The sequence below is a fragment of the uncultured Oscillibacter sp. genome, from assembly GCF_910587525.1.
Taxonomy (GTDB): Bacteria; Bacillota; Clostridia; order Oscillospirales; family Oscillospiraceae; genus Oscillibacter.
Map to the genome: position 1 here is coordinate 1 of NZ_CAJULS010000024.1, position 21,746 is coordinate 21,746.

A 21,746-nucleotide genomic window follows, 5' to 3' on the forward strand; every position below is an offset into this window, starting at 1 on the left:
TCTTCTCCGCACGGAGCCAGCCAGGCGCGAAGCGCGGGAAGAGAAGAAAGTCCTTACGTCTACCCATCAAATTTCCTGCGTGCCCTTCAATCGAAGCGAAACGCTCCCGCGAGTGCCAAAAGCGTCTTTTTCTCTTTTGGACCGTGCACGGCGAAGCCGTGCAGCCCCCGTCCCCGCCCGCGGCGGGAGAACCCCCGTCCCGCCCCCGTGGGGCGGCATCCCCCGTCCCCCGCAGGGGAACCCCCATAAAGGAGACATTGTATGAAAACCGCATTAGTTCTGGAGGGCGGTGCCCTCCGCACAATCTTCTCCGCCGGCGTCTGCGACGCATTCTTAGACATGGCCCTTCCTCTGCCCGACTATACCGTGGGCGTCTCCGCCGGCATCGCCTACGGCGTCAGCTACCTCTCCCGCCAGAGCCGGCGGAATCTCCATCTCATCACCTCCTATGTGCAGGACCCCCGCTACATGGGATGGCGGAACTGGGCCAATCCCCGGAACCGCTCCTACTTCGGCTTGGAGTTCGCTTACACCACCATCCCCAACAAGCTGATCCCCTTTGATTACGGCGCCTTTGAATCCTATCCCGGCACAGTGGAGGCAGTGGTCACCAACCTGGACACCGGTCTTGCCGAGTACCTGCCGGTACCCCGCCGGGACGAGCACAACCTGCTGCTTCAGGCCACCTGCGCCATCCCGCTGATGTTCCCTATTTACCACCTGGACGGCAAACCCTGTCTGGACGGCGGCTGCGCCGACGCCATCCCATGGCGGCGGGCTTTTGAGACGGGCTGTGACCGGGTGGTGGTAGTCCTGACCCGGGAGCGGGATTTTCACAAGGGCTCCGACAAGAGCCTGCGGGTGCTGGAGCGGACCTTCCGCCGGTATCCCCGATTTCTTGAGACCATGCGCACCCGGGCGGAGCGGTATAACCAAAGCCGGGAGGACCTCTTTGCCCTTGAGCGGGCCGGCAAGGTGTGGGTCGTCGCCCCGGAGGACACCTTGGGCTGTTCCCGGACGGAGAAGAATCTGGACACCCTGCGGGCGCTGTGGCAGCAGGGCTATTTTGCCGGCCGACGGGCCGCGGAAGACGTGCGCGCCTTCTGGACGGAGGAGGCGCGTTGATCCGTTTGAAATGTTTTTTCACCGGGAAATACGCAAGCGTTTTCGTTTTCAGTAATATTTCACATAATTTTTGCAAATAATTGTTATACTATCTAAAAGTTTACGCAAATTTTGCATTTCCCATTTCCAACCCTTTCCTTTCCTGCTTCCAACATATATAATAGGGACGCCTCATAAACTTGACAGCAGCCCGGACTTTCCCTGCACTCCGGAAAATGGATCAAAGGAGCGTCGGCATGGATATTTTTTCACTCTTCACTCTCTGCGGAGGACTGGCCTTCTTTCTCTACGGCATGACCACCATGTCCAAAAGCCTGGAGAAGATGGCTGGCGGCAAGCTGGAACGGCTGCTCAAGCGCATGACCTCCACTCCCCTTAAAAGCCTGCTGCTGGGCGCCGGCATCACCATCGCCATCCAGTCCTCCTCTGCCATGACAGTGATGCTGGTGGGCCTGGTGAATTCCGGCGTCATGGAAATCGGCCAGACCATCGGCGTTATCATGGGCTCCAACATCGGCACCACGCTGACGGCGTGGATTCTCTCCCTGACGGGCATTGAGAGCGAAAACGTCCTCGTCAACATGCTCAAGCCGGAGAGCTTCTCCCCCCTGCTGGCCCTGGCGGGCGTACTGCTCATCATGGGCTCCAAAAAACAGCGGCGGCGGGATGTGGGCCGCATTCTGGTGGGCTTTTCCATTTTGATGTACGGCATGGAACTGATGAAGGACTCCGTCAGCCCCCTGGCGGACATGCCGGAGTTTTCCCAGGTCCTGACGGCTTTCCAGAATCCCCTCACCGGCGTGCTGGTGGGCGCGGTGGTCACCGGCATCATCCAGTCCTCCGCTGCCTCGGTGGGCATTCTGCAGGCCCTGGCGCTCACCGGCTCCATCACCTATGGCATGGCCGTTCCCATTATCATGGGCCAGAACATCGGCACCTGCGCCACCACCCTCATCAGCTCCATCGGCGTCAACCGCAACGCCAAGCGGGTCTCCGTGATCCACATCGCCTTTAATGTCATCGGCACGGCAGTGGGGCTGGCGCTCTTCTTTGGCGGAAACCTCATTTTCCACTTTGCCTTTTTGGATGAGGCCACAGGGGCCGTTGGTATTGCCTTCTGCCACACGGTGTTCAACGTCTTCACCACGGCGCTGCTGCTGCCCTTCTCCCGCCAGCTGGAACGGCTGGCGCGGAGAATGATCAGCGACGAGTCCAAGGCGGAACAGTTTGCCTTCCTGGACCCCCTGCTGCTGCGGACCCCCAGCGTGGCCATCAGCGAGTGCGTTTCCATGACCAACCGCATGGGCGCCCTGGCCAGAGAAAACCTGCTGCTGTCCATCCGGCAGCTGTCGGACTTCTCTGATACCCGGGAGAATCAGATTCTTAAAAATGAGGACAAGCTGGACATCTACGAGGACCGCCTGGGAAGCTATCTGGTGCAGGTTTCCCAGCACGGTGTCTCCATGGACGACATCCGCACCGTCTCCCGCCTGCTCCACGCCATCGGCGACTTCGAGCGTATCGGCGACCACGCCCTGAATCTCCAGGACTCCGCCCGGGAGCTCCACGAACGGGGCCTCACCTTCTCCGGCTCCGCCGAGGCGGAGCTGCGGGTCCTGATTTCCGCCCTGGAGGACATCCTGGAGGCGGCTCTGGACTGCTTCACTGCCGCCGACGCCGCGGCCGCCCAGTCCATCGAACCCCTGGAAGAGACCATTGACCGGCTGATTGAGGAGATCCGCAGCCGCCATATCTCCCGCCTCCAGACAGGCACCTGCACGATCCAGCTGGGCTTTGTGCTCAATGACCTGCTGGGCAACTTTGAGCGGGTCAGCGATCACTGCTCCAATATTGCCGTCAGCGTCATTGAGGAAAAGCGCGGCGATGTCAGCCGCCACGCCTACCTCCATCAGCTGATTACGGAGGAGAACTTCTCCTCCACTCTGCAGGTGGACCTGGGCAAATACCGCCTGCCGGAGGAGCCGGCCTGACGGACAGGCCTCCCGCAATTGGCAAATCCGCAATCGCTCCCGGAGACAGTGCTGTCTCCGGGAGCGTTTTTTGCCATCAGGCCTGCGCCTGCATGTCTCCCGCCGGAGACTGCCGTACCGCGCATAAATTCGCTCAGGGGCGGCATCCTAATCCATATCACCGAAACAGGAGGAACCCCTGATGTCTGTGGACTTTAAAAACAGCGAGACGCTGAAAAACCTGATGCGGGCCTTTGCCGGAGAGAGCCAGGCCCGAAACCGCTACACTTTCGCCGCTGGACTGTGCCAGCAGCAGAAATTACAGGTGCTGGCGGACGTATTCACCTTCACTGCCAACCAGGAGAAGGAACACGCCGAGATCTTCTACAACCACATGAAGGAGCTGGCGGGAGAAACCGTCCACATTGACGGCGGCTACCCGGTGGACATCACCAATGACATCCTCCAGCTGCTGCGCCGGGCCCAGCACAATGAATTTGAAGAGCACGACCCGGTTTACAAGGACTTCGCCGACACCGCCCAGAAGGAGGGCTTTCCCAAGGTGGCGGCCTCCTTCCGCCAGATTGCCGAGATTGAAAAGACCCACGGAAACCGCTTCGCATATCTTGCGGACCTGCTGGATCAGGGACGGCTGTTCTCCAGCCAGGGTAAGACTGCCTGGATGTGCCTGAACTGCGGCTATATCTACGAGGGCACGGAGGCCCCCAAGCTGTGCCCGGTATGCGAACACGATCAGGGCTATTATATCCGTTTGGACATGGCCCCCTACGGCGGCGCTCAGGTCCTGGGAAAGTGAGGCCGGCATGACCAACATCAGTCCCAAGGTCCGCTCCCAGTTCGACTCCCTGTCCCCTGCCCTGCAAAACGCCATCCTGGCCAAAAACGTGAGCATTAACACTCTGTATGACCTGATCGGCGTGCTGGATGAGATCATCCGGGAGGCGGAGGAATCATAACCCCCTGTCTGGAAGCTGCATTGCAAACGGCCCTGACTTGCAGAAGTCAGGGCCGGGCTCCGCAGACCATATATCGCGGTGTGCCATTAGTAATTTCTTATTGTGACCATTTTAGGCTGGCGCTTTTGAGGTTATTCGTTTCTGCCATAACTCCTAATAAGCGCCGAAATGGACTCTTCTATTCCCACATCGGGTACAAAACCCATCTGCTCTGCAGCCCTTTCTCCGGAAACCTCCCAAATATGGCCGTCGGCTGGATCCGGCTCTCCGGTAAAGATAATCTCCGAATGTGAGGATGTAATCTCCCTGCACATCCTGGCAAGCGACAGATTGGATATACTGTCACCTGAAAGATTGAAACATCCCTCAACGTTGCGGTTCAGGGAGAGGCAGACCGCTCTTGCAACATCCAGCACAGAAATATAATTCTGTATCCGTCCGCCTGTCCCATACAATCTAATGGGAACATTTTTCAGGCAGCATGACACCACTATGGGCAAGAGGGTTTTCTGACTCATTCCTGGCCCAACAGGAGATGGAATCCTTAAAATAACTGATTTTATCCCAGATGCTTTTACAATGTATTCGCCTGCCAATTTAGACGCATGATACATAGTCGTGGGCGCCAGTGGATGATTCTCCGTAATAGGCCGCATAATGGGAACGCCAATTACCGGCATACTGGAACAATATAAGAATTTTGAGACACCGCAGCGCTTCGCTAATGTAACAATATTCTGTGTCCCAACGGCATTGACCGCCATAAGGCGGCTGTCCGCACCGTCATAGCTAATATGCGCCGCGCAGTGGACCACTACGTCTAGGGGACCCATCCGCGCCGCCGTTGCCTCTACTATACCTTGGGAGGAAATATCTGCTGAATAGTATTTCTCCAAGTCCAGCTTGTTTACGGCGCTATGGCTTAAACCGCATACGCGGTGACCCTCTTCCATCAGCATCCGGCAAATATGGCTTCCGATAAAACCATTACAGCCTGTTACCAATACGTTCATGTAATCTCCTCTTTCAATGGAGTCCTTGTCAATACAGAGGCAAGAAACGGCTTGTCCGGATCATTTGCCTCTATTTCACCCAGCAGAGAGGATATCCCATATTCTACCACTTGAAACGAAATTGTACGCGTACATGTGTCAAGCGTCGCATAACTGCATCCGCGGCCGTCGCGCTGCTGTCCCAGAGACCCCGGGTTGAGGAGTGTTGTATTTCCCAGAGTACGTACCATTTTATGATGCGTGTGACCTAAAACAACAAAATCATATGGCGCATATAATTCCGCAGCCTCGATAGGGGTATCCGGGTAAACCCTCCCGTTGAGAGGATCCAATGGTGATCCGTGAAACGCGGCAATGTTTAAGCCATCCATATCAAGCTGCACCTGCGGTTTTAGTGACCGCAGAAATGCCACGTTTTCTTCTGATATTGCACCCGTACGCAGGCAGCGGACATAGGAAGACCCATATTTTTGACTCAGGCTTTCCACATTCCGCAGTCCATCCATAAGTTCCAAAAAGCAGCGGTCATGATTGCCCAGCAAGCATAACCAACCGCTTTCCCTCAACGCTGTCAATATCCTGTCCTGTTGATAATAGTAACCAAACACATCGCCGCAAAACACCACCAGATCCGGTTTTTCCTGCTGTAAACGCTTTTGAAATTCCTGAAAGGCGCCTATGTTGCCGTGAATGTCAGAAAAAAATATCAGCTTCATAATCTGCTCCCGGTTGTATCAATAAATACCCCTCCGCGCTCCGAAGCACCCGTTATCACATAAAGCTCATTGATATACCGAAATGCTTTCCCGTGCTGTATGGAAAAACTTCCCTCTATGCTTTGGTGCAGTACCGATTCCATCAGCATCGCTTTTACATCGCAGAATCCGAATTGCGCACGTATGGGGGTAGTGCCGGAAAAACGGACATTTAATTCAAATGGCACAGGAACTCCGTTCTTGTTCAGACGCAGTTGAACGTTCAATGGCCCGTCTGGCTGAAAGGCGGCACAGATTTGCTCCGAAAGCTTTTGGATCGCAGAATCTTCTATCACCTCAGCTTTCCAGGATGTACCGTCTTTTAACGTTCTGCGCATGATAATGGGAGCCGGGATAAATCCGTCCAGGCTCTGATAGCAGCCAACCGTATATTCATCCTCCGCATCCCCAATGTATTCCTGAACTACGTAGTCAGGGGCTTCCATAGCCCGTTTTAAATCCGCTTCGTTTTCGACCATGAATACGCCTTTAGAACCTTTTCCCCTGCGCGGCTTGGCAATCAGCGGATATTTGTACTGCTCCAACAGTTTTTCGGCCTCGCCCGACAAGCGGCAGGCAGGGGAGGGAAAACCATGGCTTTCCAACCAACGGCAAGTGAGAAACTTATCCCGGCCGATCTCCAATTTATTTGGAGAGGATGCCCGAAATATAGCTCCCGTTTCATGCAAAAGCTGCTCCCGCACAGGAGAGAGCGCGTCAATGATCTCTTCAACTCCCGAAAATACAATTTTAATTCTTTCGGAGACGCAGAGGTCAACGAGCCATGGAATGAACTCTTTAGAAATCGCATAGGGGGACGTATAGGCTTTATCACACAGATACAGACCCTCTGTATCGGAGAAGACACATGCTCCCACAATATAACAGTCCAGTCCTGAATTCCTGATTGCTTTCAAAATACCCTGACTGACATTGCCACTCATACCAAGTATCAAAACACGAATTTTATTCATTTAGAGGCCCCTTCCCGCTTGCTTTACAGATACGCAACCTGTAATAATGCGTACGTTTTGGCGGGCCTGTTTCAGCCATGGAAAAAGTTGTTGGAAGCATTGAAAAGAGACGATTTGTGTGGTATTCTGAATTCCTATAGAAGCAGCACGTTTCTTACAAAAACGTACACATTTTTGCAAAATTCCTTGTTCATGAAAACACCCCGGCAAAAGCAAAAAACTCCCGCGGAGGGTTGCCCTTGAGGGCCTCTCCGCGGGATTCTATATCTGTCACATTTTGTTGTCCTATGAGTCCCTTGCAACCTGGTGGAGCCATTCAGTAGCCGATGATGAGCCCCTTCTCCATGGCGTAAAAGCTGGTGAGGCCGCGGCAGGAGATGATATCCACACTCTTCACCGGCAGGGCGTCGTGAATGGCCTGCTTCAGTTTCAGTGCGCCGGGGAGGTTTTCGCAGTGGGAGATCACCACCCGGGCTCCGGTGCAGTCCTTGCTGGCGCCCATGAGGGCGGCGATGGCCTTGCAGGTCTTGGCCTCTCCCCGGGCCTTATCGGCCACGTGGATGGTGCCCTGCGGGGTGGCGTCGGCGATGACATGGATACCCAGAGAGTGAAGCAGATTGCCCACCAGCGGCCGCATACGGCCATTTTTAATGAGGTTGTCGAAATTCTCCAGGGTAAAACAGGTCCGCAGGGCCGCCTGGTACAGGCGCAGCTGATCGCAGATGTCCTCAAAGGCGTCTGCCGCCGCATCCTTCATCAGGGCAATGGCCCGGTGGATCAGCAGCGCCATGGCCCCGGCGGTGGCCTTGGAGTCGATGACGCAGATCTTCTTCTCCGGATGCTCCTCCAGCACCATGTCCCGGGCCATCACGGCGGCATTGTAGGTGCCGGAGAGGTTGGCGGAGATGGTAAAGCATACTGTGCAGTCCCCAGCCTCAAAGGCCTTGGCAAAGGCCGCCGGAGAGGGGCACGCCGTGGATGCCGCCGTCTTCTCCGCCGCCATGGCCTCCAGCATCTCAGGGATCACCAGCCCGTCGTTATCAATGAACTCCCGCTCCCCCACCTGGATGCGCAGAGGGACGATCTCAACCCGGACAGGGCTGTCCTGGAAAGACGCCATTCGCAGATCACAGCTGCTGTCGCTCACAACGTTCCAAATCATAATAAACTCCTTATAATATGGTTTTGTATACCACATTTTCTATTATCATACCGCACAAGCACCTGTTTGTCAATGGTAAAATGGCAGCAGGAGAAGAAATCCTTGACGGCAGCATCAGTTGGTGATATAGTCATAATAGTTTTTTTTAGAACAGTTTTTTCAGAAACGATTGGAGGCTCCCCATGCCCACCGTCACTACCCGGCTGCTGCGGTTCTCCAGACAGTTCGAGCGGTTTTACGAGCATCAGTTCGCCCCCATGCTGGAGCGGACCGGCCTGACCATGCGGGAGATCCATGTGCTGCTGTTTCTGGCCAACAACCCCGGCTATGACACCGCCCGGGACGTGGCGGAGTACCGGGGGATGGCAAAATCTCAAGTCTCCCAGGCGGTGGACCTGCTGGCGGCCCGGGGCGTCCTCCGCAGAGCGCCGGACGCATCCGACCGCCGGGTAGTCCATCTCGCCGTCACGGAGCCCGGCGTCCCCCTGGCCCGGGAGGCTCAGGCCATCCAGGCGGCCTGCGGGCGGCGGCTTCTGGCGAATTTCTCGCCGGAGGACGAGGCTCAATTCCGCCGCCTGCTGGAGACCGTACTGGAAAACGGTGCGCATCTTATGGAGAAGGAAGTACAGCCATGAATCAAAAACAAGCGGATCTGGGCAGCGGCAAGGTGGGAAAACTCCTGTTCTCCCTGGCCCTGCCCACCATCACGTCCCAGATCGTCAATATGCTCTACAACCTGGTGGACCGGGTCTACATCGGCCACATGCAGCCGGCGGACACCGTGGGCAAGCTGGCCCTCACCGGCGTGGGGGTGTGCCTGCCGGTCATCATGATTATCTCCGCCTTCGCCGCATTAATGGCAATGGGCGGCGCGCCCCGGGCCTCCATCCAGGAGGGCAAGGGAAATCCGGCGGAGTCCGAGCGAATCATGGGCGGCTGCCTGACGCTGCTGGTGGTCACCTCCCTGTGCCTGACGGCGGCGTTCCAGCTCTTCGCCGAGCCGCTGCTGCTGACCTTCGGCGCCAGCGAAAACACCATCGGCTACGCCCTGAGCTATATGCGCATCTACTCCCTGGGTACGCTGTTTGTCCAGCTGACCCTGGGCATGAACGCCTATATCACCGCCCAGGGATTCACCACCGTCAGCATGAAAACCGTACTGATCGGTGCGATTCTGAATACCATTCTGGACCCCATTTTTATCTTCGCCTTCGGGCTGGGCGTGCAGGGCGCGGCGCTGGCAACCATTCTTTCCCAGGCAGTGTCGGCGGTGTGGGTTCTGCGGTTCCTCACCGGCGGCAAAACCAAGTGGCGCATCCGGCGGGAGAACCTGCGCCCCCGGGCCGCGGTGGTGCTGCCCTGCCTGGCCCTGGGCCTCTCCCCCTTCATCATGCAGTCCACGGAGAGCCTCATCGCCATGTGCTTCAACTCCTCACTGCTGAAATACGGCGGGGATATCGCCGTAGGGGCCATGACCGTGCTGACCAGCATCATGCAGTTCGCCATGATGCCCCTCCAGGGCCTGACCCAGGGCGCCCAGCCTATCATCAGCTACAACTACGGCGCCCGGAACGCCCAGCGGGTGCGGGACGCCTTCCGGGTGCTGCTGCGCTCCTGCCTCGTCTACTCCCTGACCATGTGGGTTTTAGTGCAGCTCTTCCCCCAGACCTTCGCTCTGATCTTCAACAACGACCCGGAGCTGGTGGAGTACACCGCGTGGGCCCTGCGGATCTATATGGGTGCCACGGGCATCTTCGGCGTCCAGATCGCCTGCCAGCAGACCTTTGTCTCTCTGGGGAACGCCAAGACATCTCTGTTTCTGGCAGTTCTGCGGAAGATCATCCTGTTGATTCCCCTGATCTATATCCTGCCCAATTTCTTCGCGGACAAAGTCTTCGCCGTGTTCCTGGCGGAACCCGTGGCGGACGCCCTGGCGGTGACCACTACGGCCATCATGTTCTCCATGCAGTTCCGCCCTGCCATGGCACGGCTGGAGGCCGAATCATAAAACGCACAGGACCCGCCGTATGCCCTCCGGCGGGTCCTGCGGCATTCCAGCCCCGCCCCCGAGGCGGAGGCGGAACGCTTTTCCTGTTTTTATTGCAAGCCCCGGCGGGACGGTGTCAAGTTCCGGGCAGCCCCGCCCGGACGGCAATCAGCTCCGCCGTGACGGACACCGCGATCTCCTCCGGCGTCTCCGCGCCGATCGGAAGGCCGATGGGGGCGTGGACTTTGGCATACTCCTCCGCCGTGAAGCCCGCCGCCAGCAGCCGCTCCCGGCACAGGGCCAGTTTCTTTTTGGAGCCGATACAGCCCAGGTACTTCACGCCGCTGCGGAGGGTCCCGGTCAGCACCTCGTAGTCCGCCTGGTGGCCCCGGGTCATGATGACCACATAATCGTCCGCCGTCAGGGTAATCTGCCCGCTGATTTTCGTGAAATCCCCACTGAGAACAGCCTCCGCCCGGGGGAACAGGGCGGGATCGGCGAACTCGGGCCGGTCATCGTAGACCACCGGACGGAAGCCCACGGCCGCGATGGCGGGCACCAGGGCCCGGGAGACGTGGCCGCCGCCGAAGATATAGACCCGTCCCGCCCGCACCATGGGGATAGCCAGCCAGGCGCCGGCCAGGGCGGGTTTGTTTCGCAGCAGGGAGAACAGGTCCTCCGGCGGGGTCTCCAGATGCCGGGGGCCGTTCCGGTCCGCCGTACCCATGGCGGCGGTCTCCTCCTGGACGTTCAGCACCAGCCAGGTGTCCAGGTTCCCGCCGGAAGCCTCCATCAGGTCCCGCAGGACGGCGACGGCATTGGCGTCCCCGGCGGGGAGATATTGGAAGCGCAGCGTCACACCGCCGCCGCAGACCATGCCCAGGCTGGCGGCATCCCCCTGGACGAAACGGAAGTGCCGCAGGGCGCTGCCGCCGCTCTCCAGAAGCTCCGCGGCCAGCCGCTGGGCCTCGTACTCCACATTTCCGCCGCCGATGGTCCCCAGGGCCCGCCCCCCGGGGAATACCGCCATCAGCGCCCCTGCTCCCCGGGGCGTAGAGCCGCTGGCCTCCGTCACAGCCACCAGCTCCGCCGGTGTCCCCGCCTCCAGGGCGTGGACAATCTCCCGCACCAGTTCCCGCATATGCCTCATCCTCTCCTGCATTTTCTCCTATGATATAGTCAAATAACCGGAAAACAGCAGCCTGTTAAGGCGTACACGCTGTAACGCCTGAAAAGGCTTTTCATCGTTTTCGTTGTTTGATTATAACACATCTCTTCTCCCGCGCAAACGGTCCTGGGGGATTTTTGCTGAAAAGTCTTCCACCCCCCAGGCGGCTGTCCCGGATGGCCGCCTGGGGGTTCCTGTCATTACCCTGTGCTACAAGTTTGCGAAAACTGTCAAAGACAAGACAATTTTGAAGAAATCGAACATGTTCCGCCGGCCTTTCTCCCGGTAAAATATATCCCAGACGCCCTCCAAAAATGGAAAATTTATCTATTTCATTTACTTGCGTTATAAACCTAACCGGGGGGGAGAGGAGGCCGCTCACGGGAGCGTATACCGTCACCGTTACAAGGACGCCAGCGGCACCATCGATGTGAACGTCCACGTGCAGCTGCCCGGCCAGGGCTCCGCCACCAAGCGGGAGACCCAGAAGGTTTCTCGCCTGGCTGACAACAACCGCCCGGTCCGCGTCACAGCTCCCATGGATAAGAGCATGGCCGACCAAAAGCGGGAGACAGCGCAGAAGCGGCGGGAGCTGGCCCAGGCCGAACGGCGTATATCGGATTTAGACGTGCTGTTTCAACGTATCTATGAGGACAATATCAGCGGGAAACTTTCAGACGAGCGGTTTTCCAAGCTGTCCAAGTCCTACGAGGACGAACAGCGCACGCTGACGGAAAAGGCCAAGGCCCTCCATGCTGAATTGGACAAGGAACAGGCCCAGGCCGTGAACGTGGCGCAGTTTATCGCCCTGGTGAAGAAGTACAGCGAGATTGACACGCTCACCCCGGCCATTTTTAACGAGTTTATAGAGCGTATCAACGTACACGCCCCGGACAAGTCCAGCGGACACCGCACCCAGCAGATTGACATTGTTTATAACTTCATCGGTATTCTCCCCACTCCCCAGGCAAAGGAAGAAGCGGCGTAGCCTCCCGACTACGCCACTTCTTCAAGATAAAAATACTTCCTTATGAGGCCCCGCCATTTGGTGCAGGGGCCTTTCCCTCTGTTTTCACTTGTTCACCGCCAGGAGCCCCACTACATAACAGGTAATTCCCTCCTCATTGAACTGGTATGTCGCGTCAATGCCGATCCACGTCACGGGGCTCCCCTGCCAGGTGGGGGAGGCGGATCTGGCTGTGCCCGGAGCTCCAAAGGCCCGGAACTCCCGCTGCCCCGGCGTCATCATCGTGAATGGTATCCCGCTGGAGCTCACAAGAAGCACTGCCAGGGGCCGGTGGGGAAGGTGACGGAATTAGGGCCTCCAGTCCCCCATTTTCCGGTGCCCACATAGCTGGTGGTGTAGATCTGGCAGTTGCCGGTTCGGGCCGCCCGGGCCGCGGCCTCGGCTTTCAGCGCGGCGTCCACCTTGGCATTGTCGGCATTGAAATCCTCCATCAGAATGCGGTCTGTGCCGTCCCACCAGGAGAACTGGTAGTTTGTGGTCTGTCCCATGCTTGTTTCTCCTTTTTGCTGGGGCCTGGGCTGTTTTCGGGGGAATGGCCCAGCCCCTTCTGCCGGGGATCCTGTGGGGCCTAGGCTTTTGTGGGGCCCGCAGCCCTCTGCGGGCCATTCCCCCCTCTAACTCCCGCCGCCCCTCCTAGCCGGGGTGCACGAAACCGGGAAAACGCCCCTGCAAAAAGCTGCCTCCGGGCCGGACGGCCTTGCCAAAACCATGCCTATGTGCTATAATTTATTTATCATTCACACTTCAAAAAATTTTAGATATACTGACGGAGGGCTGTCCATGAAGCGCATCAGCAAGGAAAACTACTACCTGGACATCGCGCAGACCGTGCTGGAGCGGGCCACCTGCCTGCGCCGGGTCTACGGGGCCATCATCGTGAAAAACGATGAGATTATCGCCACCGGCTACAACGGCGCCCCCCGGGGCCGGGCCAACTGCGTGGACCTTGGCTACTGCTCCCGGGAGGCCATGCGGGTACCCCGGGGCGAGCGGTACGAACTGTGCCGCAGCGTCCACGCCGAGGCCAACGCCATCATCTCCGCCGCCCGGCGGGACACCGTGGGCGGCACGCTGTACCTGGTGGGCCGGGACGCCCAAACCGGCGGGCTCCTCTCCGACGCCACCTCCTGCTCCATGTGCCGGAGGCTTGTAATCAACGCAGGACTGGAAAAGGTGGTGATCCGCCGCACGGAGACCGAATTTGAGGTGGTGGACGTGGAAGAGTGGATCGCCGAAGACGACCTCCTGGTTCCTCCGGAGGAGGTCCCGGACCTGCCCTGACAGCAGAGACCGCCATATATAAAGAAAGGAAGTCTTGCCCTTGAAAACAGGACTTGTCACCTTTTACCATATCCACCACTACGGGGCCCTGCTCCAAGCGGCGGCCACGCTGCGGACCGTGGAGTCCCTGGGCGGAACGTGTGAGATCATCGACTACTATGTCAACCAGAGCAACGATCTCTTCCGCGCCTCCACCGGCCTTGGCTCCGCCGCCGCAGACGCCCACACGGCCCTGCACTACAAGCCCCTGAAAATCCGGCGTGACCGGTTTGAGGATTTCTCCCGCCGCTGGCTCCGCATCTCCCCCCACCGGTTTGAGAGCTTTGAGGAGCTGCGGTCGGCGGAGCTGCCCTACGACCTGATCCTCTCCGGCAGCGACCAGATCTGGAATCCCACCATCTTCCCGGACGGGCGGTTTGACCCGGTGTTCTTCGGCGCGTTCTCAGACCGCCGGAAGATCGCCTACGCCCCCTCCTTCGGCGTCCCCCGGATTCCCGATGGGATGGAGGCGGAGCTGAGAGACTATCTAAAGCAGTTCTCCCACCTCTCCGTCCGGGAGAACCAGGGGGCGGCCATTGTCCGCCGAGTCGCCGGACGGGAGCCGGCCCTGGTGCTGGACCCCACGCTGCTGCCCTCCCGGGAGGACTGGGCCGCCATGGCGGCGGAACACACCGAAAAGGGCTATATCCTCTGCTACTGCATCAGCGCCCCCGGCCCGCTGGAGCCCTATATCCGCCGTCTGACGAAGGAGACGGGCCTGCCGGTGGTACAGCTGTGCGGCACACGGCGGAGGGTTCATCCAAAGGCCAAATGCGTGCTGGACGCCGGACCGGCGGAGTTCCTGGGCCTTTTCCGGGACGCAAGCTATGTCTGCACCAACTCCTTCCACGGGACGGTATTCTCCGTCCAGTTTCAAAAGCCCTTCTTCACCGCCGTCTCCCCCCGGGAACTGGCCGCACCGGAGACCTCCCGGACCTTCAGCCTCCTGAGCCGTCTGGGGCTGACGGAGCGGATTGTGGGCAAGGGCGATGCCGCAAATCTCAAAGAGCCCATTGACTGGCCGCCGGTGGAGGCCCGCCTCCAGACCGCCCGGCAGTCCTCTCTCCGCTACCTGGAGGCCGCCCTGCGGGATGAGGAGTTTCGGGAATCCCCCGCCCCGGCGGCGGAAGATGGCCCGCCCCGTCTGGCGGATGATACCCACTGCACCGGCTGCACCGCCTGCGCCGCCGCCTGCCCGCGGGATGCCATCGCAATGGAGCGGGACCGGGAGGGCTTTGCCCGCCCGGTGGTGGACCTGGACAAATGTGTCCGCTGCGGCCGCTGCACCGCCGTCTGTCCCGCCCTGCACCCCCAGGAGCAAAAGCCCCCGCCCGCGGCCTTCGCCGCCTGGAACCGCAGCGACGCCATCCGCCGGGACTCCACCTCCGGCGGCGTGTTCACCGCCCTGGCGGAATACGTGCTCGAGGGGGGCGGCGTGGTATTCGGCGCGGCCTTCGACGGACAGCAGCACCTGCGCCACACGGTGTGCTTCCGAAAGGAGGAGCTTTGGCGCATGCGGGGAGCAAAATACGTGCAGAGCGACCTGGAGGGCACCTTTCGCATGGTGAAGGAGTACTTGGAGAACCGCCAGGTGCTCTTCTCCGGCACACCCTGTCAGGTGGACGGCCTTTACCGCTATTTGGGTGGCCGTCCGGAGAATCTGACCACCTGCGACCTGGTGTGCCACGGGGTGCCCTCCCCCGGCGTGTGGGAGGACACGGCCCGGTATATCGAGCGGCGGAAGGGCAAGGGCCTTCAGGCGGTGCGCTTTCGCAACAAGATCACCGGCTGGAAGGATAGCCACTTCACCGCCGTCTACGACGACGGCTCCGTGGACTCGGCCCCCCTGTTCCGCACAGAGTACGGCCGCGCCTTCGGACGGGCGCTCTTCCTGCGGCCCAGCTGCTACCGCTGTCCCTACGCCTCCATGACCCGTCCCGGAGACTTCACTTTGGGGGACTTCTGGGGCCTGCGGCCCGATGAGCTGCCGGAGCAGCAGGAAAAAGGCGTCAGCCTCCTGCTGGTGAACACAGCCCATGGCAGCCATCTCTTCGACCAGCTTCCCCTGAGCCGGCAGGCTTTCCCTGTAGAGCGGGCCATCGCCGGAAATCCCCGGCTGGTCTCTCCCACGTCCTGTCCCCCGGACCGGGCATCGTTCTTCGCCGCCTATGCCTTGGAGCCCTTCGACGCGGTGCGCAAGCGGTTTTTCACCCTGCCGTCCCTGCCGGTGCGGGCCGCGGGAAAGCTGCTGTCCCCGGAGCTGAAAGCAAAACTGCGGAAAAAACTGCGGTAGTTGGAAAAATGTTGCAAATGCAATCGCGTTTAATAGGAGAACTCTGTTATATAATAGGAAAATCCCATTGTTGATAAAAGGAGTGTTCACCATGAAAAAGTACGAGTGCGAACCCTGCGGCTATATCTATGACGAGGCGGCCGGCGATCCGGACAACGGCGTTGCCCCCGGCACCAAATGGGAGGACCTGCCGGAGGACTGGGTGTGCCCCGTCTGCGGCCTGGGCAAGGATGTCTTCAAAGAGGTGTAAAAAGTTTCGGACCACGCCATAAGCAAGCCAACACCCGCTGAGAAGCAGCTGCTTTTCAGCGGGCGCCGCTTTATAATAAACTGACTGGCAGAGAGAAATCGATAAAGGAACAGGACGTATGGCATTCACACTGATTGATTTGGAAACCTGGGAACGCAGAGAGTTTTATCGTCAGCACACTTGAAAAGAATCATTCTGATTCTTTTCAACCTGGCGGCAGTAAAACTGCCGCCAGAGCCCGCATAAGCGGACGTGTGTTTGACTTCATAGTTGAGGCACACGGGCAATGCCCGTTCAGCAGGGCTTCGCCCCGCTGGTTGAAAATCCGGAACTTGCGGATTTTCAAGTGCTTCAACTATACCTGCATTTTATCAATGAGGTGAGATGCGCTTATTCAGCGACCGTCAATCTGGATATAACGGCCCTAAAGGGATATCGGCTCTACCCTGCTATGATTTGGCTGTTGACAAAAACGGTGAATCAGATGCCGGAGTTTCGTACTGCACTCACAGACGAAGGCCTTGGCATTTACGATCAAATACTCCCGGCTTATACGATTTTTAATCAGGAGAGCAAGACTTTCTCCGGAATATGGACAGAGGCCAATCCTGATTACAGTGAATTCCTGAAGGCCTATGAAGCGGACGCCGCAGAGTTTTCTTCCTCTGCGAAATTTGCTCCAAAGCCAGACAGGCCCCTCAACTCGTTTGATATTTCAATGGTGCCATGTTTACATTCACTGCCTTTGATAGCAATGTCTTTGGCGAGGGGAAATACCTTCTTCCCATATTCACCATTGGGAAATTTTTCGAAGCAAACGGCAGAAGAATGCTGCCGCTTGCGATTCAAGCTCACCATGTTTGGCTTATAATTCTTTTCTGTGGAAGGAAGCATCCGCCGCTTGGGCGTTTTGCCTTTTTCAAATAAGATCTAACCCCTTTCCGTTCGATCTCTTTCTCAGGTACTTTCCCTGAGCATGTTTACAGTGGGTCACACAGCATCAAAAGGGCCGGGCAGCCCACAATGGGCTGCCCGGCCCTTTTGATGGCATCCCGTTTTGAGCGGGACGCGCTTTTCTGGAAAGCCGTATTATACCTGCCCGGCGGAGCGGCCCCGCAGGGAGGGAACCTGATCCAGCGCCCGCAGCAGCAGCGTCCCCAGGATGAAGCACACCAGCGCCTCCCCCAGGCCCACGGTGACGGCGTTCATGGCAAAGGCGGGGAGGAAGGCCGCGCCGTCCAGGGTGGAAAAATAGGCGATCTCCGCCCCCACGATCAACGCGTTGCAGACCACCGGCGGCACCGCCGCCAGATACCGGTTGTGCATTCTGGATGTCCACAGGGCCGCCAGCAGCGTCGCCAGCGTGCCGAAAATCCAGTCCAGCACATAGGGTGAACCCAGAAGATTTGCCAGGAAGCACCCCACCGCCAGGCCGGGAATCGCCTCCGGAAACAGGAAGGGCAGCAGCGTCATAGCTTCCGCCACCCGGAACTGGATGGGACCGTACTGGGGGATGGGCAGGAACAGGGTCAGGCCGGCGTAGGCGGCGGCGATGACGGCCGCCAGGGTCAGGCGGTGGACGGAAATGCGGGATTTGGACATAAAAAAGGCCTCCTTTTGACAGTGTGGAGGCCCGCGGATGTGGAAAAATACCCGAGGTAAGGCCCGGGCGGCCTCCATTTTTTTGTTTAGAGAACGATGCCCCATCTGGTACATCGAACGAACGCCCGGGCCGGAGGCCCGAACGCTTGGACAGGGAGATGGCACCTGTCAGGAGGTATCATACCACAGCGCCGCCCAAAAGAAAAGGGGGAACCGCACAAATCTGCGGTTCCCTCCTGCCTATTCTTCCGTCACATACACCAGATCATACCCCTCGGGGAGGTGCTCCGCCTTCAAAGCCTCCTCTTCCGGCGGTACGATATCCCGCTCCGCCAGGGCGGACAGCAGGTCGTCAAAGTCGCCGCGGGGCAGCTGGTAGCAGCGGACGCCGTCCTCTCCAGTGGTATAGGGCAGGTCCGCCAGCAGCCTTCCGGCCTGTTCCGCCGTCAGGCGGATGACCCGGGGGGCAGGCATCTGCTCACCGGACGCCATCGTTATCTCGGTTTTCTCCCGCGCTTCCACTCCCTGCGCGTTTTCATTGAGGGCGCCGTCAACAGATGCGGCAGGTCCGTCCGGAACCATCCGTAATGCAGGCCCAGTCTCAAGGCCGCTCTCCGCCTGGAACAGGTCTGCGTCCATCTGCGGGGCAGCGGAGGCAAAATCATGCGGCGCCGCACTATTGGCCGCGCAAACATCGTCCACTTCGCCGGAGGTGGCGGCAGAATTGTCGGCGGCACTGATGCCGCCGCCATGGAAGGGGCCGTACCGCACCGCAAGCACGATGGCAAAGCATGCCGCCAGGGGCAGCAGGACACGGCCCCAAACCATAGTATTCCTCTGGGCAGGCCGGGCTTTTCTCGCCTCCTCCGCCCGAACAGCGGCCATGACGCCCTGGACAAAGCCCTCCGGCACCACGGTCGCCTCCGCCTTGGGGAAGGCGGCCCGGATGGCGAGGGCTCCGTCCACATAGCTCCGGCAGCCGGGGCAGCGCTCCAGGTGCGCCCGGACCCGGGCGGCCTCCTCCCCGGACAGCTCCCCGTCCGCATACGGGTCCAGCAGGGCCGCGAATTCCTCACAGTATTTCATTTGCAGCCCTCCTCTTCTGGTCGTTTAGACGGCGGCCCGCCGGAAAAGTTCCCACTCTCCAGCAAAAATTTACGCAGCCGCTTTCGTCCCCGGCTGATGCGGGACTTCACCGTTCCCTCGTCCAGGCACAGCGTCTGCCCGATCTCCTCGTAACTCAGCTGGTGCATTTCCCGCAGAATCAGCACCTGCCGGTACTCCAGCGGCAGCTGCCGCAATCCCGTCTCGATCTGCTCCCGCACTTCCGTCCGCTCCGCCGCCTCCTGGGGCGTGGGAGCGGGGTCCGCCGTGTCCAGATTCAGCTTCTCGTCGTCCAGAGAGGGACCCGCGGCGGAGCGGTGCCGCCCCTCCCGCCGCAGAAGATCCACGCAGGCGTTAGAGGCCAGGCGGTACAGCCATGTGGAAAAGCTGGCCTCCCCCCGGAAGGACCGCAGTCCCTGCCAGACCGCCAGAAAGGCCTCCTGAGCGGCCTCGGCGGCGTCCTCGGGATTGCCGCACATCCGCAGCGCCAGCGCGAAGACCCGCTTTTCATAGGCCCGCACCAGCTGCTCAAAGGCGGCCTGATCTCCCTGCCGGGCGGATTCCACCCATTGTCGTTCCTGTAAAGCGTTCATTGCAAATCCCGTTTGATCCCCCTTGTCACCCGGTAGACATCCTCCAGAGTGTTCATCTGTACGATCTGCTCCTTGTAGTAGCCGGAGTGGGGCACACCCCTGAGATACCAGCAGTAGTGCCGCCGGGCCTCCAGCACGGCTGCCCGCTCCCCCTTGGCCTCCGCCGCCAGCTCAAACTGCCGCACGGCGGTGTCGCACCGCTCCGCCAGGGGCGGCAGGGGCGGGATAGACTCCCCCGCCAGCGCCGCGGCGGCCTGGCGGAAAATCCAGGGATTGCCGAAGCACCCCCGGCCGATCATGGCCCCGTCGGCCCCGGTGTGCCGCAAAATCCGAACGGCGTCCTCCGGCTTCCAGATGTCGCCGTTGGCAAAAACCGGGACAGAGACCGCCTCCTTCACCGTCCGGATGCAGTTCCAGTCCGCCTGGCCGCCGTAGACCTGGGCCCGGGTGCGCCCGTGGACCGCCACAGCGGAGACGCCCGCCTGCTCCAGGACCTGGGCAAACTCCACACAGTTGCAGCTGCCCATGTCCCAGCCCCGGCGGAACTTGGCGGTGACGGGCACAGGGACGGCTTTTACCACCGCCTCTACAATGCGGCCAGCCTTCTCCGGGTCCCGCATCAATGCCGCGCCGTCGCCGTTGTTCACAATCTTGCCCATAGGACAGCCCATGTTGATGTCGATGATGTCCGCCCCGGAGGCCTCCAGGGCAAGCTGGGCCGCCTCCGCCATGCACACCGGGTCGCTGCCGAAGATCTGCACGGCGGCGGGATGCTCGCCAGGGAACTGCCGCAGGAGGGAGAAGGTCTTTTTATCATGGTAGCACAGGGCTTTGGAGGAGATGAGCTCCGTCACCGTATAGCCCGCGCCCTGCTCCGCGCAGATCCGGCGGAAAGCGGCGTCCGTTACCCCCGCCATGGGGGCCAGGGCCAGCTGCGAGGAGATTTCTACTGTTCCAATGCGCATGGGGCGGCCTCCCTCTCATTTTATATGACACACTGGAAATTCACAAAATGCGGATTTTCAACCAGCGAACCCAGCCCGCCAGTTGGACCAAGCCTGTGTGCCGACTATATTATCCAAGATACCATCCTAACATGAAAATGTCAAATTGAGCCCGTACCGGAACAGAGCGGTATGCTGTTCCGTCCTCCTGCCGGAAAACCCTCAGCCGCTTCCACACACCAGCCACAGTCCCAATGCGCATACCGCTGCTCCCAGCACCTGCCGGAGGCTGAGCGCCTCCCGGTACAGCAGCGCCCCTGCCAGCAAAAGAGCACAGGCCAGCGCAATATTGGCGGTCAGGGAGCAAATGCTGATCTTCCAGCCCGCCCGGTAAGCGGCCACATAGCCAAACTCCAGCGCGACAATCACCAGGCCCAGAATCACAGCGCTCCAGTCAGCCTGTCCCAGTTCTGCCGGCAAGTTTTTCTCCTGGCTGGTGAGGAAAAACAGCGCCGCAGACGCCCCGGACGCCGCCAAATATGTGACGAACAGGGATGCGAAGGCGTTGACATTGGCAGGCACGGCCTTGGTACAGATATTATACAAGACGTTTGCTGTAACGATCATGGCAATTGGCCAGAGCATATTCCACATAGACATATCTCCTCTCTGCATACTTAACCAACATAAAAGAGCCCGGACAGATGTCCGGGCCCCTCAGCGTGTTTCTTATTCAGCCTCGTACACGCAGGCCTGCTTGCGATCCTTGCCCAGCCGCTCAAAGCGGAGCACGCCGTCCGCCTTGGCGAACAGGGTGTCGTCGCTGCCAATGCCCACGTTCACACCGGGGTGGATGTGGGTGCCGCGCTGGCGGACCAGGATGTTGCCAGCCTTAACAAACTGGCCGTCGGCACGCTTGGGTCCAAGGCGCTTGGCCTTGGAATCACGGCCGTTCTTGGTGGAGCCGCCGCCCTTTTTGTGGGCGAAGAACTGAAGACCAATACGAATCATGATAACGGACCATCCTTTCTTTTAGATTCCTAAGATGGAGAGGACGCCTCGTCCTCCAGTACTTCAATATTTTCAGGGTACTCGTCGTGGAGTTCCGTGAGGTAGACCATCAGACCCGTCAAAAGTGCCTGACAGGTGCTCTCCGCCGTGGGCGCCAAACCCCCGGGCAGACGCAGGGAGATGGACGCGTCCCTCTCCCGCACCTTCACGGACGCCGCCAGGCCCAGCACGTCGTTGACGGTGGCCTCCACCAGGCGGACGGCGCTGGTGACGGCGGCGCAGACGATGTCCGCGCCCGCCTCGGCGTAGCCGCTGTGACCCCGGCAGTCAAAACCGGTGATCCGGCTGTCCTCCACGCGAAAGGTGACAGTGGTCATGCTCAGACGGAGATCTTGGCGATCTCAACCTTGGTGTAAGGCTGGCGATGGCCCTGACGCTTGCGGTAGCCCTTCTTGGGATTGTACTTGAAGA

The 21,746-nt window shown here is 59.5% G+C and carries 25 protein-coding genes and 1 pseudogene; 11 read left to right on the forward strand and 15 right to left on the reverse strand.

What is annotated here, in order from left to right:
* The first annotated feature begins 261 nt into the window (after window positions 1-261).
* From QZ326_RS04005 to QZ326_RS04020, 4 genes are all read left to right on the forward strand, one after another.
* Entirely contained in the window at window positions 262-1,125 is an 864-nt protein-coding gene (locus QZ326_RS04005; RefSeq protein WP_295741464.1) for a patatin family protein, read from the forward strand.
* A gap of 236 nt (window positions 1,126-1,361) precedes the next feature.
* Window positions 1,362-3,116, forward strand: coding sequence for a Na/Pi cotransporter family protein (locus tag QZ326_RS04010; RefSeq protein ID WP_295741467.1), 1,755 nt, complete (start codon window positions 1,362-1,364; stop codon window positions 3,114-3,116).
* Window positions 3,117-3,297: 181 nt separating this feature from the next.
* Complete coding sequence (gene rbr / locus QZ326_RS04015; RefSeq protein ID WP_295741470.1) at window positions 3,298-3,912, forward strand: rubrerythrin; 615 nt, start codon at window positions 3,298-3,300, stop codon at window positions 3,910-3,912.
* Between the two features lie 7 nt (window positions 3,913-3,919).
* The gene (locus tag QZ326_RS04020; protein ID WP_295741472.1) at window positions 3,920-4,072 is read left to right on the forward strand and encodes a hypothetical protein; all 153 of its coding nucleotides are present in this window, start codon (window positions 3,920-3,922) and stop codon (window positions 4,070-4,072) included.
* Window positions 4,073-4,203: 131 nt separating this feature from the next.
* Here the strand turns inward: QZ326_RS04020 and QZ326_RS04025 are convergent, their stop codons facing one another.
* The 4 genes from QZ326_RS04025 to QZ326_RS04040 form a co-directional block, all read right to left on the reverse strand.
* Window positions 4,204-5,085 carry an NAD(P)-dependent oxidoreductase gene (locus QZ326_RS04025; RefSeq protein WP_295741475.1) on the reverse strand — a complete coding sequence of 294 codons (882 nt, stop codon included), beginning with the start codon at window positions 5,083-5,085 and terminating at the stop codon, window positions 4,204-4,206.
* A complete protein-coding gene (locus QZ326_RS04030) occupies window positions 5,082-5,801 on the reverse strand; it encodes a metallophosphoesterase (protein WP_295741478.1) in 720 nt (239 codons plus the stop codon). The genes QZ326_RS04025 and QZ326_RS04030 overlap by 4 nt, the downstream gene beginning before the upstream one ends.
* On the reverse strand, window positions 5,798-6,814 hold the full coding sequence (locus QZ326_RS04035; RefSeq protein WP_295741481.1) for an ATP-grasp domain-containing protein: 1,017 nt from the start codon (window positions 6,812-6,814) through the stop codon (window positions 5,798-5,800). The genes QZ326_RS04030 and QZ326_RS04035 overlap by 4 nt, the downstream gene beginning before the upstream one ends.
* Before the next feature lie 316 nt (window positions 6,815-7,130).
* Complete coding sequence (locus tag QZ326_RS04040; protein ID WP_295741482.1) at window positions 7,131-7,976, reverse strand: DegV family protein; 846 nt, start codon at window positions 7,974-7,976, stop codon at window positions 7,131-7,133.
* 182 nt (window positions 7,977-8,158) lie between these two features.
* Between QZ326_RS04040 and QZ326_RS04045 the strand changes: the two genes are divergently transcribed.
* Complete coding sequence (locus QZ326_RS04045; protein WP_295741484.1) at window positions 8,159-8,611, forward strand: MarR family winged helix-turn-helix transcriptional regulator; 453 nt, start codon at window positions 8,159-8,161, stop codon at window positions 8,609-8,611.
* The gene (locus QZ326_RS04050) at window positions 8,608-9,984 is read left to right on the forward strand and encodes an MATE family efflux transporter (protein ID WP_295741487.1); all 1,377 of its coding nucleotides are present in this window, start codon (window positions 8,608-8,610) and stop codon (window positions 9,982-9,984) included. The genes QZ326_RS04045 and QZ326_RS04050 overlap by 4 nt, the downstream gene beginning before the upstream one ends.
* Before the next feature lie 115 nt (window positions 9,985-10,099).
* Here the strand turns inward: QZ326_RS04050 and QZ326_RS04055 are convergent, their stop codons facing one another.
* A complete protein-coding gene (locus QZ326_RS04055) occupies window positions 10,100-11,104 on the reverse strand; it encodes an XdhC family protein (RefSeq protein WP_295741490.1) in 1,005 nt (334 codons plus the stop codon).
* A 367-nt stretch (window positions 11,105-11,471) separates the two neighbouring features.
* Here QZ326_RS04055 and QZ326_RS04060 point away from each other — a divergent pair, with 367 nt between their 5' ends.
* A complete protein-coding gene (locus QZ326_RS04060) occupies window positions 11,472-12,119 on the forward strand; it encodes a DUF4368 domain-containing protein (protein ID WP_295741493.1) in 648 nt (215 codons plus the stop codon).
* Window positions 12,120-12,203: 84 nt separating this feature from the next.
* On the opposite strand, the gene QZ326_RS04065 is transcribed toward QZ326_RS04060, so the two are convergent.
* Together QZ326_RS04065 and QZ326_RS04070 are read right to left on the reverse strand one after the other, a co-directional pair.
* On the reverse strand, window positions 12,204-12,380 hold the full coding sequence (locus QZ326_RS04065; RefSeq protein ID WP_295741496.1) for a hypothetical protein: 177 nt from the start codon (window positions 12,378-12,380) through the stop codon (window positions 12,204-12,206).
* Window positions 12,381-12,403: 23 nt separating this feature from the next.
* Window positions 12,404-12,646, reverse strand: coding sequence for a hypothetical protein (locus QZ326_RS04070; RefSeq protein ID WP_295741499.1), 243 nt, complete (start codon window positions 12,644-12,646; stop codon window positions 12,404-12,406).
* 292 nt (window positions 12,647-12,938) lie between these two features.
* On the opposite strand from QZ326_RS04070, the gene QZ326_RS04075 reads away from it, so the two are divergent.
* The 4 genes and pseudogenes from QZ326_RS04075 (at window position 12,939) to QZ326_RS04090 (ending at window position 16,948) form a co-directional block, all read left to right on the forward strand.
* The gene (locus QZ326_RS04075) at window positions 12,939-13,439 is read left to right on the forward strand and encodes a deaminase (protein ID WP_295741502.1); all 501 of its coding nucleotides are present in this window, start codon (window positions 12,939-12,941) and stop codon (window positions 13,437-13,439) included.
* 40 nt (window positions 13,440-13,479) lie between these two features.
* A complete protein-coding gene (locus QZ326_RS04080) occupies window positions 13,480-15,771 on the forward strand; it encodes a polysaccharide pyruvyl transferase family protein (protein WP_295741506.1) in 2,292 nt (763 codons plus the stop codon).
* Window positions 15,772-15,862: 91 nt separating this feature from the next.
* Window positions 15,863-16,021 carry a rubredoxin gene (gene rd, locus QZ326_RS04085; RefSeq protein WP_295741509.1) on the forward strand — a complete coding sequence of 53 codons (159 nt, stop codon included), beginning with the start codon at window positions 15,863-15,865 and terminating at the stop codon, window positions 16,019-16,021.
* A 286-nt stretch (window positions 16,022-16,307) separates the two neighbouring features.
* Window positions 16,308-16,948: pseudogene (locus tag QZ326_RS04090) on the forward strand (CatA-like O-acetyltransferase).
* Window positions 16,949-17,110: 162 nt separating this feature from the next.
* Here QZ326_RS04090 and QZ326_RS04095 read toward each other — a convergent pair.
* The 8 genes from QZ326_RS04095 to QZ326_RS04130 form a co-directional block, all read right to left on the reverse strand.
* Window positions 17,111-17,623: a QueT transporter family protein gene (locus tag QZ326_RS04095; RefSeq protein WP_295741515.1), complete on the reverse strand. Its 513-nt coding sequence runs from the start codon at window positions 17,621-17,623 to the stop codon at window positions 17,111-17,113.
* A gap of 240 nt (window positions 17,624-17,863) precedes the next feature.
* Entirely contained in the window at window positions 17,864-18,709 is an 846-nt protein-coding gene (locus QZ326_RS04100; protein ID WP_295741519.1) for an anti-sigma factor, read from the reverse strand.
* On the reverse strand, window positions 18,706-19,293 hold the full coding sequence (locus QZ326_RS04105) for a sigma-70 family RNA polymerase sigma factor (RefSeq protein ID WP_365328302.1): 588 nt from the start codon (window positions 19,291-19,293) through the stop codon (window positions 18,706-18,708). Before QZ326_RS04105 ends, QZ326_RS04100 begins: the two co-directional genes overlap by 4 nt.
* 23 nt (window positions 19,294-19,316) lie before the next feature.
* Window positions 19,317-20,285, reverse strand: a complete 969-nt coding sequence (dusB, locus tag QZ326_RS04110; RefSeq protein ID WP_295741525.1) for a tRNA dihydrouridine synthase DusB — start codon at window positions 20,283-20,285, stop codon at window positions 19,317-19,319.
* Between the two features lie 201 nt (window positions 20,286-20,486).
* A complete protein-coding gene (locus QZ326_RS04115; RefSeq protein WP_295741528.1) occupies window positions 20,487-20,918 on the reverse strand; it encodes a hypothetical protein in 432 nt (143 codons plus the stop codon).
* A 75-nt stretch (window positions 20,919-20,993) separates the two neighbouring features.
* On the reverse strand, window positions 20,994-21,275 hold the full coding sequence (gene rpmA, locus QZ326_RS04120) for a 50S ribosomal protein L27 (RefSeq protein ID WP_016320492.1): 282 nt from the start codon (window positions 21,273-21,275) through the stop codon (window positions 20,994-20,996).
* Between the two features lie 29 nt (window positions 21,276-21,304).
* Window positions 21,305-21,652: a ribosomal-processing cysteine protease Prp gene (locus QZ326_RS04125; RefSeq protein ID WP_295741532.1), complete on the reverse strand. Its 348-nt coding sequence runs from the start codon at window positions 21,650-21,652 to the stop codon at window positions 21,305-21,307.
* Window positions 21,653-21,654: 2 nt separating this feature from the next.
* The coding region (locus QZ326_RS04130; RefSeq protein ID WP_295741535.1) for a bL21 family ribosomal protein at window positions 21,655-21,746 on the reverse strand (92 nt) is incomplete at its 5' end.

What these genes read in the sequence shown, in the direction of transcription:
- QZ326_RS04005 (WP_295741464.1), top strand. Translation starts at nt 262, where the DNA reads ATGAAAACCGCATTAGTTCTGGAGGGCGGTGCCCTCCGCACAATCTTC.
- QZ326_RS04010 (WP_295741467.1), top strand. Translation starts at nt 1,362, where the DNA reads ATGGATATTTTTTCACTCTTCACTCTCTGCGGAGGACTGGCCTTCTTT.
- rbr (WP_295741470.1), top strand. Translation starts at nt 3,298, where the DNA reads ATGTCTGTGGACTTTAAAAACAGCGAGACGCTGAAAAACCTGATGCGG.
- QZ326_RS04020 (WP_295741472.1), top strand. Translation starts at nt 3,920, where the DNA reads ATGACCAACATCAGTCCCAAGGTCCGCTCCCAGTTCGACTCCCTGTCC.
- QZ326_RS04025 (WP_295741475.1), bottom strand. Translation starts at nt 5,085, where the DNA reads ATGAACGTATTGGTAACAGGCTGTAATGGTTTTATCGGAAGCCATATT.
- QZ326_RS04030 (WP_295741478.1), bottom strand. Translation starts at nt 5,801, where the DNA reads ATGAAGCTGATATTTTTTTCTGACATTCACGGCAACATAGGCGCCTTT.
- QZ326_RS04035 (WP_295741481.1), bottom strand. Translation starts at nt 6,814, where the DNA reads ATGAATAAAATTCGTGTTTTGATACTTGGTATGAGTGGCAATGTCAGT.
- QZ326_RS04040 (WP_295741482.1), bottom strand. Translation starts at nt 7,976, where the DNA reads ATGATTTGGAACGTTGTGAGCGACAGCAGCTGTGATCTGCGAATGGCG.
- QZ326_RS04045 (WP_295741484.1), top strand. Translation starts at nt 8,159, where the DNA reads ATGCCCACCGTCACTACCCGGCTGCTGCGGTTCTCCAGACAGTTCGAG.
- QZ326_RS04050 (WP_295741487.1), top strand. Translation starts at nt 8,608, where the DNA reads ATGAATCAAAAACAAGCGGATCTGGGCAGCGGCAAGGTGGGAAAACTC.
- QZ326_RS04055 (WP_295741490.1), bottom strand. Translation starts at nt 11,104, where the DNA reads ATGCGGGAACTGGTGCGGGAGATTGTCCACGCCCTGGAGGCGGGGACA.
- QZ326_RS04065 (WP_295741496.1), bottom strand. Translation starts at nt 12,380, where the DNA reads ATGATGACGCCGGGGCAGCGGGAGTTCCGGGCCTTTGGAGCTCCGGGC.
- QZ326_RS04070 (WP_295741499.1), bottom strand. Translation starts at nt 12,646, where the DNA reads ATGGGACAGACCACAAACTACCAGTTCTCCTGGTGGGACGGCACAGAC.
- QZ326_RS04075 (WP_295741502.1), top strand. Translation starts at nt 12,939, where the DNA reads ATGAAGCGCATCAGCAAGGAAAACTACTACCTGGACATCGCGCAGACC.
- rd (WP_295741509.1), top strand. Translation starts at nt 15,863, where the DNA reads ATGAAAAAGTACGAGTGCGAACCCTGCGGCTATATCTATGACGAGGCG.
- QZ326_RS04095 (WP_295741515.1), bottom strand. Translation starts at nt 17,623, where the DNA reads ATGTCCAAATCCCGCATTTCCGTCCACCGCCTGACCCTGGCGGCCGTC.
- QZ326_RS04100 (WP_295741519.1), bottom strand. Translation starts at nt 18,709, where the DNA reads ATGAAATACTGTGAGGAATTCGCGGCCCTGCTGGACCCGTATGCGGAC.
- dusB (WP_295741525.1), bottom strand. Translation starts at nt 20,285, where the DNA reads ATGCGCATTGGAACAGTAGAAATCTCCTCGCAGCTGGCCCTGGCCCCC.
- QZ326_RS04115 (WP_295741528.1), bottom strand. Translation starts at nt 20,918, where the DNA reads ATGTGGAATATGCTCTGGCCAATTGCCATGATCGTTACAGCAAACGTC.
- rpmA (WP_016320492.1), bottom strand. Translation starts at nt 21,275, where the DNA reads ATGATTCGTATTGGTCTTCAGTTCTTCGCCCACAAAAAGGGCGGCGGC.
- QZ326_RS04125 (WP_295741532.1), bottom strand. Translation starts at nt 21,652, where the DNA reads ATGACCACTGTCACCTTTCGCGTGGAGGACAGCCGGATCACCGGTTTT.